This is a genomic window from Glaciihabitans arcticus (genome assembly GCF_004310685.1).
GTDB classification, from domain to species: Bacteria; Actinomycetota; Actinomycetes; order Actinomycetales; family Microbacteriaceae; genus Conyzicola; species Conyzicola arctica.
Genome location: NZ_SISG01000001.1, coordinates 2,853,348 through 2,865,536 on the forward strand (window position 1 = coordinate 2,853,348; position 12,189 = coordinate 2,865,536).

Consider the following 12,189-nt stretch of genomic DNA (forward strand, 5'->3'; position numbering starts at 1 on the left):
GTGTCATAACCCGTACAGTGATGACACGCAATGTCATAACGAACGGATCACCCATGAACAGCAACTCAGCAGCCTTCCTCCGCGAGCCCTACGGCGACCTTGTGGTCGGCGATGCTCCGATGCCGATCGCCGGTCCTGGCGAGATCGTCATCCAGAACCGCGCCATCGCCGTCAACCCGCTCGACGCCATCAAGCAGACGACAGGGCAGATGATGTACGGCTGGCTGCCGCACCCCGCCATACTCGGCGAGGACGTCGCCGGCGAAGTGGCCGAGGTTGGACCGGGCGTCTCGCGGTTCGCCGTCGGCGACCGGGTTCTCGGTTATGCCGTCGGCATGGAGAAGGGGCGTAACCACGCGGCCGAGGGAGGTTTTCAGCGCTACACGGTGGTGCGCGCGCTGCTTGCAGCGCCGATACCCGCCACCATGGCATTCGAGGATGCGGCAGTCCTTCCGCTCGCGATCTCGACGGCAGCGTCCGCGCTGTTCCAGCGGGACCAGCTTGGCCTCCGGCACCCCACGGCGACGTCACCCGCCGCCGTCGAGACCGTGGTCGTCTGGGGCGGATCGACGAGCGTGGGCAGCAACGCCATCCAGCTCGCGGTAGCGGCCGGCTATCGGGTCGTGACTACAGCGTCACCGCGCAACCACGGCCGCATGCGCGAGCTCGGTGCCGCCGAAGTCTTCAACTATGCGAGTCCCACGGTCGTCTCCGACATCGTCCGCTTCGCCGCTGATTCACGAGTTGTCGGCATTCTCGCCGTGGGCACCGGGTCAGCCGAGCCGGCCGTCGCGATCGCGGCTGCCACCGGTGCGAAGCGTGTGAGCATGGCGAGCCCGTCGGTGTCGTTCGGCGATCTGCCCCGCCGCCGCGGTCTTAACGCGACCTTCGTGCGCACCATGACGCGGCTTGTGGCGGCGAATGTCGCGCTCCAGGTGCGATGCCTGCGCCACGGCGTTCGGGCTCGTTTCGTCTGGGGCAGCACGCTCATGAACAACGAGGTCGGACCAATGCTCTGGCAGGACTTCCTGCCCGCGGCCCTCGCCGACGGACGCTACCTGCCCGCGCCCGCCGCCGAAGTCGTCGGGTCGGGACTCGAGAACGTGCAGGTCGCCTTGGACCGCCTGCGCGGAGGAGTCTCCGCGAAGAAACTCGTGGTCACGCTGTAGGCGTCTTTACCCGGAGGCTGTCCGGTAGCGCTCGGCCAGTACGCCGAAGGCTTCCGTCAGCTCCGGTGGACCGACAACCTCCATTGCTGTCTCGAAGCGTCCGAAGGAGGCCGCAAGGGCGCCCCACGACCACGACCCGAGCTCGAGGCTGCAGCGATCGGCGCCGAGCTCGACCACGGTTCCGTCTCCGGCGAACTGCAGCACTCGACTGGCCGGCAGGTTCAGGATGACGGTGCCCACACACGGCCAGCGGTTCTCGGCCGCCCCCTTGAAGCGCGCCGACACGTACTCGCCCACGTCGCCGCCCGGGATCTCGCGCGGCGTGAACCGCGGGCCGGTCGGCGTGCGCGGGATGATGCGGTCGGCACGGAAGATGCGCCAGTCGCCCAGGTCGAGATCCCACGCGACGAGGTACCATCGGCTGCCCGACGTCACCACGTGGTGGGGTTCGACGCGGCGGGGAGGGCGGACGGTGACGTCATCCTCTTCTGAAATGGTGCTCGCGTAGTCGAAGCGCAGTACCTCCCGGGCGTGAATGGCCGTGGACAGCGCGACGAGGACATCGGGGTCCGCCTCGCCCCGACCGCTGGGCAGCGTCGTGAACCGCAGGGCGTCGAGGCGGTGTCGCAGGCGCGAGGGCATCACCTGACGAACCGTGGTGAGCGCGCGCACCGCTGCTTCCTCGATGCCGGCACCCGCGGCGGTCGCGCCCTGAAGCGCAACGGCCAGCGCGATCACCTGTTCATCGTCGAAGAGCAGGGGCGGCAGTTCGGATCCCGCGTCGAGGCGATACCCGCCGTCCGGTCCCATGGCGGCCTGGATGTTGTAGCCCATGTCGCGCAGGCGGTCGACATCGCGGCGGACGGTGCGGGAGCTGACGTCGAGGCGGTCGGCGAGCAGGGTGCCCGGCCAGTCCCGTCGGGTCTGCAGCAGCGACAGCAGGCGCAGAAGGCGCGAAGTTGTGGATGCCGAACTCATGGCTCAACACTAGGTTGAGTCTAGGACGATAACTGTCCTACACGGCTGAAAGGGTGGATTCTGCCCGGAGAAAGCCCGGCTCACCACACAGGAGTACACATGACCGTCATCACCACACCCCACCTCAACTTCCGCGGTACCGCCAAGGGCGCCCTCGACTTCTACCATTCAGTGTTCGGCGGCCAGTTGGTCGCCGTCACTAACGAGCAGGCGTACAGCGCCGAGATCCCCGAAGAAGCCCAGCAGATCAAATTCGGCCAGGTAATCGGCGAGAACGGCTTTCAGGTCATGGCGTACGACGTGCCCGCCAGCGTGCCCTACGACCAGGGAGACAAGTCGCTGTTCGTCTCGGTGCGCGGTGACTCCGTTGACGAGATCAGCGAACTGTGGGGCAAGCTCGCGGTTGGCTCGACCATCCTCGCCGACCTCGCGCCCTCGATGTTCTCTCCGGCCTACGGAATGCTCAAGGACGCCTTCGGTGTCGTCTGGGTGCTCGACGTCGCGGTCGCCTACGACCCGTCGTAGTGCGCCATCCGCGCGGGCCCTTGCTAGCCGCGAGCGTTCCACCATGGGCGCACTGTTAGCAGAGGCCCGCGCTGATGCGGTGGTTGACTGGGGGCATGACATCCGCGCCCAGCGACCGACAGGAAATCACCGAGCGCCTCAAGGAGCGCATCTACGTGACCTTCACGGCGCTCGCCGTCATCCTCGCGATGATGTCGCATGGCGAGGTGACCGCCGGTGAGGCGATCGGAACACTCGCGATCGCTGTCGTCGGAACGCTGCTCGCCGTATTCATCGCCGACATCATCGCGCGCATCGCTGCCAACGAGCGCCTGCTCTCGAGGCAGGAGTTCGCGCACGTCGCCGGCGTCTCTCTCGGCGCGATCGGCGCGGTCGCCTTGCCGATCGTCTTCCTCGGTGTGAGTGCGTTCGGCGTGTGGGAGCCGACCAGCGCCCTGCGCGCCTCGGCGATCGCGCTGGTGATCGCCCTCGTGTTCTTCGGCTTCCTTGCTGTGCGCCGGGCGCGCATCCCCTGGTGGCAGCGAGGCCTCGTGCTGCTGGCGCTCGGAGTGCTCGGTCTCGCGGTGATCGGACTGGAGCTGCTCGCGCACGGGTGACCTCTCAGGATGAGCCGCCGGTCGTTGCCTAAAATCGGAGCGCAACCACCTCTGGAGGAATCATGAAGTGCCCCAACGACTCCGCGACCCTCGTCATGAGCGAGCGCAGCGGCGTAGAGATCGACTACTGCCCCGAGTGCCGCGGAGTGTGGCTCGACCGTGGCGAGCTCGACAAGATCCTCGAGCGCGCAGCCGGCGAGTTCACCCGGGCGGCCGAGGACTTCAACCGTGCGGCGGCAGCTCCGCAGCAGCCTCAGTTCCCGGCCCAGCAGCCGCAGTACCGCGCTCCCGAGTCGCAGTACGGACAGCGCGACTCCGACCGCGGCTATAACAACGGCTACAACCAGCGCCCCAAGAAGAAGGAGAGCTGGCTCAGCGACCTGTTTGACTAGGCGCATGACCTTCGAGCCCTGGATCCACGGAGCCCCCGGCGAGCCACCTCTCCAGGCGCAGCGCGTCGACGACGCGACCTGGGTGCTGCGGCAGGGCAAGGCGGTCGACTACGAGGCGCCGTTCCTCTACCTGTTGCTCGGAATATCCAAGGCGCTGCTGCTCGACACGGGTGCGACCGTCGAGGCGCCACTCCTTCGCCAGACCGTCGACGACATCATCGGCTCGCGCGAACTCGTCGTCGCGCACAGTCACGAGCACGGCGACCACATCGCGGGCGACCCGCAGTTCGCGGGGCTGGTCACATCGCTCGGTGACACGCTCGATCTGGGTGACCGCGTGCTCGAGGTGCTGCGCATCCCGGGGCACGATGCGACGTCAATAGCGATCTTCGACCCGGTGACCGGTTGGCTGCTGACGGGCGACACGGTGTATCCGGGCCGGCTCTACGTCGACGACGCCCCGGCCTGGATCGCGAGTATCGCCCTGCTCGACGACTTCGCGCGGTCGCACGACGTGACCGCGCTGATGGGCTGCCACATCGAGATGACGAACCAGTCGGGTGTCGACTACCCGACCGGCACGCTCTTTCAACCGGATGAACCGGCTCTTCCTATGACGCCGGCCCAGCTTTCCCGGCTCCGGTCGGTGTCCCACGTCGCGCTCGAGCCCGGGCGACACGTGTTCGACGACTTCGTGATTGTGGCAGGTCAATAGTTCCCTCGAACCTGTAGCGGAACCACAGCCAACCTCCGGGCAGTCCCCAGTTTCACACGCAACGTTCCCACATTTGCGACAGTGGAAGGCATGAGCGACGACCAGTACACCTTCGACAACCCGGCCGAGAAGTTCTCCGACATCGAGACCAAGGCGAAGCCGCAGGAGGCCCCCGGTCTCGACACGAAGCTCGATGACAAAGCCGATCTCGGCGAGCACAGCTACCGCGGATCCGGCAGGCTCACGGGTCGCAAGGCCCTGATCACCGGCGGTGATTCCGGCATCGGAGCGGCCGTTGCGATCGCCTACGCGCGCGAGGGCGCGGATGTCGCGATCAGCTACCTTCCCGAAGAAGAAGAGGATGCGCACCGCATCATCGGGCTCATCGAGGCCGAGGGTCGCACGGCTCACGCCATCCCGGGCGACATCAGCTCCCACGACTTCGCGGTCAGCGTCATCGACGTCGCCGTCGCCGCACTCGGCGGGCTCGACATTCTCGTCAACAACGCCGCCAAGCAGGTGTTCGTGCCGAAGCTCGCCGACCTCAGCGACGAGCAGTTCGATCTCACCTTCAAGACGAACGTCTACGCGATGTTCTGGCTGACCAAGGCAGCGCTCCCGCACCTGTCGCCGGGCTCAACGATCATCAACACGACTTCGCAGCAGGCTTACAGCCCATCAGCCGAACTGGTGGATTACGCGTCCACCAAGTACGCGATCAACGGATTCACCAAAGCACTCGCGCAGCAGCTCGCGCCGGAGGGGATCCGCGTCAACGCTGTGGCTCCTGGTCCGATCTGGACGCCGCTCCAGGCCTCCGGCGGCCAGCCGCCCGAGGCGCTCCCCGAGTTCGGTCAGGACAGCCCCCTGGGTCGCGTCGGTCAGCCCGCAGAGCTCGCACCCGCCTTCGTGTTTCTCGCGTCGGGGGAGTCGAGCTACGTTGTGGGCGAGACCCTGAACGTGAACGGCGGGTCGCCGACGCCCTAGTCGGTGAGGGACTCGAAGGGCGCGAGCTCGACGACTCCGTCGAGCTCGCGGGCGAGGTCGTCATCCACCGTGACGAAGGCGTCGGCCTGTAACAACGCGACCGCCACGTATTCGGCGCGCGCGGTATCGGGCCAGTCGAGTTGTGTCGCCACCTTCCAGGCGTTAGCTCGCGAGACGCGGTCTCCGAGCAGGCGGATCTTCATCGTAGTGATTCCGAGCAGCACGGCGTGTGCGTCTTTCTCGGTGATCTCGCCCCGCCGTACGGCGGTGTAGAGCTGGTAGAGCGCCTCGGAGTGAAGCATCTTGGGCGCGACGAGCTGGTGGTGTGCGGGCACGTCGATGCCGTCGCGCACGATGCGGATGGCCGTGGTGGCGTCAATCGCGTAGCGGGTCATGGCTCCATTCTCGCCCTCTCGACTGACACCGCAAGCGGGCGTAACGTGGCTGCCATGTCAGACATCGATGTCGCCAAAGCCTCGTTCGACGCCTACCGGCGGCAGGACGCCGACGCCATGCTGCGGGTGCTCTCACCCGACTATCGCTTCACGAGCCCGCAGGACGATCACATCGACCGCGACGCATTCATGGAGCGCTGCTTTCCGACCGCGGACCGTTTCTCGACGAGCACCGTGCTAGAACTCGTGTCCACCCCGACCGGCGTGCTTTATGTCTACGAGTACGAACTTACCGACGGCGGGCGCTACCGCAATGTCGAGCTGATTCGCGTCGAGGGCGACCAGCTCGTCGAGACGCAGGTGTTCTTCGGCGGGCAGGTCGGGTAACAAATTGCACTCGTAGCCATATAGTGCAATACTGCACTTTATGACCGAGAGTGCAACCCTCACGCGAGCCGAGCAGCGCCGGCTCGAGACGTCGTCGCGCCTCAGCTCCGTGAGCCGTCGGCTCACCGCAGCGCGCGGACTGAGCGGATTCACCATCGAGGAGGTCTGCGACGAAGTCGGCGTATCCCGTCGCACCTTCTTCAACTACTTCCCCTCGAAAGAGCAGGCCGTGCTCGGCGTCGATGAGGCCGAGGAGACCCGCGCGCTCGGCGAGGTTTTCCTTGCCCGCGGCTCGCGTGGCTGGCCCGACGTGATCGACGACCTCGTCGACATCGTTTCCGGATACGTCACCTCCGCCGGCCTCAGCGTCGAGGACCACCTCGAGGTCATGGCCGCCGTCGAACGCGAACCCAAACTTCTCGCCCGCTTCATCGGCATGGGCAAGGAACGTGAGGGCCAGATCCTGGCCCTCATAGCAACGAGGGAGGGCGTCGGAGTGGACGACACTCGAGCCCGCGCAGCCGTCGACGTGCTCGGTACGCTGATGCGCTCCGCCGCCGGGCGACTGCTCGAACCGAATGGCGCGGAGAACTTCGGTTCCGCGCTCACCGAATCACTCACCGCGCTCCGTGCGGTGCTGAACCCCTAAAGCCTGAAAGGCCACGCAGTGACCACGACCACAATCGAGGGACCACTCCTCCTCACCAAACGCCGCATCTGGATCATCTTCGGTGCCCTCATCGCGGGCATGCTGCTCTCAAGCCTCGACCAGACCATCGTCTCCACGGCGATGCCCACCATCGTCGGCCAGCTCGGCGGTGTCGAGCACCAGGTCTGGCTGACCACCGCCTACCTCCTCGCGACGACCATCGTTATGCCGATCTACGGCAAGTTCGGTGACGTGCTCGGTCGGCGCAACCTGTTCCTGGTCGCGATCGCCCTGTTCACGATCGCCTCCGTCGGCTGTGCCTTCGCCGGTGACTTCACGCAGCTCATCATCTGGCGTGCTGTACAGGGCCTTGGTGGTGGTGGACTCATGATCCTCTCGCAGGCGATCATCGCCGACATCGTTCCCGCCTCGGAGCGTGGCAAGTACCTCGGCCCGCTCGGCGCGGTCTTCGGACTCTCCGCCGTCGGCGGCCCGCTCCTCGGCGGATTCTTCGTCGATCACCTCACCTGGCAGTGGGCGTTCTACATCAATATCCCGGTCGGCATCGCCGCGTTCGCGATCGCCTGGTTCACCCTCAAGCTGCCCAGCAAGAAGGCCACCAAGCCGATCGACATCATGGGTGTTGTGCTGCTCTCCGCGTTTACCACCTGCCTCATCTTCTTCACCGACTTCGGCGGCGACGCCGAGTTCGGCTGGGACTCGATGGCAACCTGGGCATTCGGCATCGGCATGCTCGCCGCCGCGCTGCTCTTTGTGCTCGTGGAGTCGAAGGCCAAGGACCCGATCATCCCGCTGTCGCTGTTCAAGAACCCGACGTTCGTCAACGCGACTCTCATCGGTCTGACCCTCGGCCTCGGCATGTTCTCGGCGATCGGCTTTGTGCCGACCTTCCTGCAGATGTCCTCGGGCACCTCGGCGGCCGCGTCCGGCCTGCTGATGCTCCCCATGATGGCCGGCCTTATCGGCACCTCGATCTTCGCGGGCATCGCGATCACGAAGACGGGGCGCTACAAGATCTTCCCGATCCTGGGAACCCTGGTGACGGGTGCCGCAATGGTCGCCATGACGACGCTCAGCGCCGACACACCCATCTGGCTGATCTGCGTGTTCCTGTTCGTCTTCGGTGCGGGGCTCGGCCTTATCATGCAGGTCGTGGTGCTGGTCGCCCAGAACTCGGTCGACCCGTCCATGATCGGCACAGCCACGAGCACGAACAACTACTTCCGCGAGGTGGGTGCGTCGCTCGGTGTCGCCGTGTTCGGCACGATCTTCACCACGAGGCTCACCAGCAACCTGACCGACGTGTTCACGGGTGCAGGCGCGAGCGCCGGGGATGCCGCCGGTGCGACGGCGACCCTCGATCCGCAGACTCTCGCCACACTGCCTGATGCGATTCGGGATGGGGTCGTCACGGCCTACGCCGACGCGCTCGCCCCGGTCTTCTGGTACCTCCTGCCGTTCATCGGACTCGCGTTCCTGCTGTCGCTGTTCCTCAAGCAGATCAAGCTGTCGGATGTCGCGGGCATGGTCGCACGAGGTGAAGCCGTCGGCGGGGCCGAGGCCGAGGAGCTCGAGTCCGCGCACCGCATGGTGTCGACGGCTGCCGTGGAGGGCGAAAAGGCCGACGCCCCCAGATAGCTGCGCCTAGGAACGGGTCCCGAGGTCGACGATCTCGGCGATCCGCCCCTGCAGCTCTTCTTCGTCGATCATGTCGCTGTTGAAGTCGGTCTGGGCTTCGAGCAGCCGCAGCCGCAACTGTGCCGAACGCTTCGGGTGCTTCTTCGCGAGGCCGCTCAGCAGGCGGCGGGCATCAAGCAGCCCGGTCACGGTGCTCGCGTCGGAATAGTCGCGGGGTCGGCTCATGCGGGCACGATACGCAGCGAAGGTTAACTGCGGGAGAACAGTTACAGGCGTAGGCTCGTCGACGTGAGATTCCCCCAGTCGTTCCCGGAGCCCTCAGGGCGTTCGGAGGTCACCGGCGCTTCACGCGCCGGCTCGAGATAGCCCTGCCCTCGCGCGGATGCCCCAGCTCCGCGCGCCCCGCACGCTATTTCCAGCCCTCAAGGGCTGTAACGACTGGAGAACAACCATGCTCGCTCTGAGCGACACGACCATCCGCGCATCCTTCGCCAACGCGACGAAGCGCGAACTGAACGACCTGACCCTGCCCGACCTGAGCGCCATCGCCTGGGACAAGATCGACTACCTCGGCTGGCGCGATCTTCGCCTGGCTCGCCGCGCGTACGTCGTGGTTCCCGTGGGCGATGAGATTGTGGGCGTCATCCTCAAGCAGGCGGAGTCTGCACCGCGCAGCCGCGCACAGTGCACGTGGTGTGAGGATGTGCACCTGCCCAACGACGTCCTGCTCTACGCAGCTCGCCGTGCGGGTGCCGGCGGTCGCAACGGCAACTCGGTGGGCACGCTGCTCTGTGCGAACTTCGAGTGCTCGGCGAACGTGCGCAAGACGCCGCCGATGGCCTACATCGGGTTCGACGTCGAGGCGGCTCGCGAAAAGCGCATCGCCACGCTGCGGGTGCGGGCCTCCGACTTCGCTGCAGGAGTGGCGAGCGTCGAATAAGCACCGAGGACTAGCGCTGCAGGTCGAGCCCGAGCCACCCGGCGAACTGCTCGATCTGCTCGTCGACGTCCGCTCGGACTCTCGCGCTGAAGGGCTCGTCTTCGTGCACACGGTGCACGAGGAAGCGCCCCGAGTCGTGATCTGAGCGGGCGTCGAGCTTGCCGATCAGCCGGTCGCCGTGCAGGATCGGCAGGGCGAACTGTCCCCAGATTCTCGACCGCGCCGGCTTGTAGGTCTCGAGCAGGTAGTCGAACTCGAACAGCCTGGCCACCCGGTACGGGTCGGTCATCAGCCGGTCGAAGGGGGAGACGAGCGTCGCGCGCCCCTCGAACGGTAGGTCGAGCTGGGCGGGGTCGACGCGCCACTTGCCTCTCACGCCCTCGATGGTTGCGGCCTCTCCGACGGGCACGATCCCATGCAGTTCGGTCGGGGCCACGGCGATGCTGTCGCGCATGATGCCGCACGCAGCGAGCAACTGCTGGCTGCGCACCAGTCGCGCCTCGTCGGCCGGCACCTCGGGCACCTCCGGGTAGACGCGTTCGGCAAGATCCCAGACGCGCAGCCGCCCGACCCGCCCGACGACCGCGAGCCGGCCGCTCATGTGCAGCAGCTCGAGCATCTGGGTGACGTTGCGGTTGTTGGTCCAGCCGGTCGACGGCCAGGGCACCGCCGCCTCGTCGGGGATCGCGCGGGACGTCTGCGGCCCCTCGTCTTCGATGCGATCGAGCACCGACTGCGCGAAGTCTTCGTTGGCATCGAACCAGCCGCGGGCGCTCGCGCGGTCGAGCCAGGTACGCATGCCGGCGAGGAAGAGCGGCAGGTCGGACATGGGTCGCAGCATCCAGCCCCGCTCGAAGAGCAGGCCCGAGCTGATGGCGCCGGTCAGGTCGGGGGGCTCGTAGGACGCCCCGAGCCGCGACCAGGCGATGTGGTCGGCGGAGGGGGCGACGGTCGGCGTCTGCTCGATGCGCAGCATGGCCGTCTGCCGCACCATGCCGACTACGTCGTGGGGGCGACGGGCGTCGAGCCCGGCCGCGCGCACCGCGATGCGCCTCGCCTGCTCACGGGTCAGCTCGTGCATGCCCTCACCCTACGACCTGCTACCGGCGCAGCACCTTCTTCGCCCACGCGTTGCCCAGCGTCTGAATGACCTGCACGAGGATGACGATGAGCAGCACGGCCGTCCACGTGACGGCCGGGTTGAACTGCTTGTAGCCGTAGCTCAGCGCGAACGCACCGAGGCCGCCACCGCCGACGAGGCCGGCGACCGTCGCCATGTCGACGAGCGCCACGAACACGAACGCGTAACCGAGGATGAGCGGCCCGAACGCCTCGGGCAGCAGCACGGTGCGGATGATGCGGAACGGGCCCGCGCCGACCGAGCGAGCCGCCTCGATGACGCCCGGCTGCACGGTGAGCAGGTTCTGTTCGACCACCCGGCTGATGCCGAACGAGGCGGCGATCGAAATGGTGACGATGATCGCCGTATTTCCGATGCCCGTTCCGATCAGCTGGCGGATCAGTGGCTGCACCGCAACCAGGAAGATGATGAACGGAATGGGTCGGATCGTGTTCACCAGCACGTTGAGCACCGCGAAGACCGAGCGGTTGGGCAGCAGGCTGCCGGAGCGGGTCACGTACAGGCCGAGGCCGACCACGAGTCCGCCGAATCCGCCGAACAGCAGGGTCAGGCCGACGATGTACAGGGTCTCCCACGCGCTCTGCCAGAGCAGCGGCTGCAGGTCGTTGATGAGGCGGTCCATTACTTCACCTCCGTGACGACGACGGAGTTGCGCACGATCTCGAGCGCGGCGTCGATGGTCGAGTCCTCGCCGGTGAGAGCGAGGGTCAGGTGGCCGAAGGTGCGCCCCTGCACGTCGTTGATGCCGCCGTAGATGAGTTCGAAGCCAACGCCCTTGCGCCCGAACTCGAGGAAGACGGCGGCCTGGGAGACGTTGCCGTCGGCGAAGGAGAGGGTCACGATGCGGCCCGGGTGCTTCGCGCGCAGCACGGCGAGCTCGTCGGCCTCGGGCACGGCTCGCACCACGGTCGAGACGAAACGTTTGCTGGCCGGGGTCTGCGGATCGGAGAACACGTCGAACACGGTTCCGGTCTCGATCACGCGGCCCTGCTCCATCACGGCGACCTTGTGGGCGATGGTCTTGATGACGTCCATCTCGTGGGTGATGACGATGATGGTGGTTCCGAATTCCTCGTTCACGCGCTTGAGCAGCGCGAGCACCTCGAGCGTGGTCTCGGGGTCGAGCGCGCTGGTCGCCTCGTCAGCGAGCAGGATGCTCGGGCTCGTGGCGAGCGCTCGCGCGATGCCCACGCGCTGCTTCTGCCCGCCCGAGAGTTGGTCGGGGTAGTTGCCCGCCTTGTCGGCGAGACCCACGAAGTGCAGCAGGTCGGAGATGCGCGCATTGCGCTCGGCGACCGGCACCCCGGCGACCTCGAGCGGGTACTCGATGTTCTTCCACACGGTCTTCGAGTTGAACAGGTTGAACTGCTGAAAGATCATCCCGATGCCCAGTCGCAGTTTGCGCAGCTCACGTTCGGGCAGCGTGGTGATCTCCGTGCCGTTCACCTGAATGCTTCCGGATGTCGCGCGCTCGAGCGCATTGACCAGCCTGACCAGCGTGCTCTTGCCCGCCCCCGAATAACCGATGATCCCGTAGATCTCACCCGCCTCGATGTCGAGGTCGACGGACTGGATCGCCCGTACCTCCTTCTCGTTGCGTCCCCGAGCGGGATAGGTCTTCGAGACGTCGCGTAGGGCAACGATGGGCATAAGCCG

General features: G+C 66.5%; 16 protein-coding genes. 10 read left to right on the plus strand and 6 right to left on the minus strand.

The window, feature by feature from the left end; translation table 11 throughout:
• The first annotated feature begins 53 nt into the window (after positions 1–53).
• Positions 54–1,169 carry a zinc-binding alcohol dehydrogenase family protein gene (locus EYE40_RS13850; protein ID WP_130982527.1) on the plus strand — a complete coding sequence of 372 codons (1,116 nt, stop codon included), beginning with the start codon at positions 54–56 and terminating at the stop codon, positions 1,167–1,169.
• Between the two features lie 6 nt (positions 1,170–1,175).
• Here the strand turns inward: EYE40_RS13850 and EYE40_RS13855 are convergent, their stop codons facing one another.
• On the minus strand, positions 1,176–2,147 hold the full coding sequence (locus tag EYE40_RS13855; protein WP_130982529.1) for a helix-turn-helix transcriptional regulator: 972 nt from the start codon (positions 2,145–2,147) through the stop codon (positions 1,176–1,178).
• Between the two features lie 99 nt (positions 2,148–2,246).
• On the opposite strand from EYE40_RS13855, the gene EYE40_RS13860 reads away from it, so the two are divergent.
• From EYE40_RS13860 to EYE40_RS13880, 5 genes are all read left to right on the plus strand, one after another.
• Positions 2,247–2,672, plus strand: a complete 426-nt coding sequence (locus EYE40_RS13860; RefSeq protein ID WP_130982531.1) for a VOC family protein — start codon at positions 2,247–2,249, stop codon at positions 2,670–2,672.
• Between the two features lie 95 nt (positions 2,673–2,767).
• A complete protein-coding gene (locus tag EYE40_RS13865) occupies positions 2,768–3,268 on the plus strand; it encodes a hypothetical protein (protein ID WP_130982532.1) in 501 nt (166 codons plus the stop codon).
• Positions 3,269–3,330: 62 nt separating this feature from the next.
• Positions 3,331–3,660 (plus strand): TFIIB-type zinc ribbon-containing protein, encoded by a 330-nt coding sequence (locus EYE40_RS13870; RefSeq protein WP_130982534.1) that lies wholly within the window; start codon positions 3,331–3,333, stop codon positions 3,658–3,660.
• Positions 3,661–3,664: 4 nt separating this feature from the next.
• Positions 3,665–4,375 (plus strand): MBL fold metallo-hydrolase, encoded by a 711-nt coding sequence (locus tag EYE40_RS13875; RefSeq protein ID WP_130982535.1) that lies wholly within the window; start codon positions 3,665–3,667, stop codon positions 4,373–4,375.
• A 90-nt stretch (positions 4,376–4,465) separates the two neighbouring features.
• Positions 4,466–5,362: an SDR family oxidoreductase gene (locus tag EYE40_RS13880; RefSeq protein ID WP_130982537.1), complete on the plus strand. Its 897-nt coding sequence runs from the start codon at positions 4,466–4,468 to the stop codon at positions 5,360–5,362.
• Here the strand turns inward: EYE40_RS13880 and EYE40_RS13885 are convergent.
• On the minus strand, positions 5,359–5,757 hold the full coding sequence (locus tag EYE40_RS13885; RefSeq protein ID WP_130982539.1) for a PIN domain-containing protein: 399 nt from the start codon (positions 5,755–5,757) through the stop codon (positions 5,359–5,361). The two genes, EYE40_RS13880 and EYE40_RS13885, sit on opposite strands and share 4 nt — an antisense overlap.
• A 54-nt stretch (positions 5,758–5,811) precedes the next feature.
• Here EYE40_RS13885 and EYE40_RS13890 point away from each other — a divergent pair, with 54 nt between their 5' ends.
• Genes EYE40_RS13890 through EYE40_RS13900 form a run of 3 tightly spaced genes read left to right on the plus strand, consistent with a single transcriptional unit; the run spans position 5,812 to position 8,452 of the window.
• Complete coding sequence (locus EYE40_RS13890) at positions 5,812–6,144, plus strand: nuclear transport factor 2 family protein (RefSeq protein WP_130982540.1); 333 nt, start codon at positions 5,812–5,814, stop codon at positions 6,142–6,144.
• Positions 6,145–6,184: 40 nt separating this feature from the next.
• Complete coding sequence (locus tag EYE40_RS13895; protein WP_130982542.1) at positions 6,185–6,793, plus strand: TetR/AcrR family transcriptional regulator; 609 nt, start codon at positions 6,185–6,187, stop codon at positions 6,791–6,793.
• 18 nt (positions 6,794–6,811) lie between these two features.
• Complete coding sequence (locus tag EYE40_RS13900; protein ID WP_240034825.1) at positions 6,812–8,452, plus strand: MDR family MFS transporter; 1,641 nt, start codon at positions 6,812–6,814, stop codon at positions 8,450–8,452.
• A 6-nt stretch (positions 8,453–8,458) separates the two neighbouring features.
• Here the strand turns inward: EYE40_RS13900 and EYE40_RS13905 are convergent, their stop codons facing one another.
• Positions 8,459–8,677 (minus strand): hypothetical protein, encoded by a 219-nt coding sequence (locus EYE40_RS13905; protein ID WP_130982544.1) that lies wholly within the window; start codon positions 8,675–8,677, stop codon positions 8,459–8,461.
• A gap of 226 nt (positions 8,678–8,903) precedes the next feature.
• Here EYE40_RS13905 and EYE40_RS13910 point away from each other — a divergent pair, with 226 nt between their 5' ends.
• Positions 8,904–9,392, plus strand: a complete 489-nt coding sequence (locus EYE40_RS13910; RefSeq protein WP_130982545.1) for an FBP domain-containing protein — start codon at positions 8,904–8,906, stop codon at positions 9,390–9,392.
• 10 nt (positions 9,393–9,402) lie between these two features.
• Here the strand turns inward: EYE40_RS13910 and EYE40_RS13915 are convergent, their stop codons facing one another.
• Genes EYE40_RS13915 through EYE40_RS13925 form a run of 3 tightly spaced genes read right to left on the minus strand, consistent with a single transcriptional unit; the run spans position 9,403 to position 12,183 of the window.
• Positions 9,403–10,473 carry a DNA glycosylase AlkZ-like family protein gene (locus EYE40_RS13915; protein ID WP_130982547.1) on the minus strand — a complete coding sequence of 357 codons (1,071 nt, stop codon included), beginning with the start codon at positions 10,471–10,473 and terminating at the stop codon, positions 9,403–9,405.
• 19 nt (positions 10,474–10,492) lie between these two features.
• Complete coding sequence (locus EYE40_RS13920; protein ID WP_130982548.1) at positions 10,493–11,155, minus strand: methionine ABC transporter permease; 663 nt, start codon at positions 11,153–11,155, stop codon at positions 10,493–10,495.
• A complete protein-coding gene (locus EYE40_RS13925; RefSeq protein WP_130982550.1) occupies positions 11,155–12,183 on the minus strand; it encodes a methionine ABC transporter ATP-binding protein in 1,029 nt (342 codons plus the stop codon). The genes EYE40_RS13920 and EYE40_RS13925 overlap by 1 nt, the downstream gene beginning before the upstream one ends.
• Positions 12,184–12,189 lie beyond the last annotated feature (6 nt).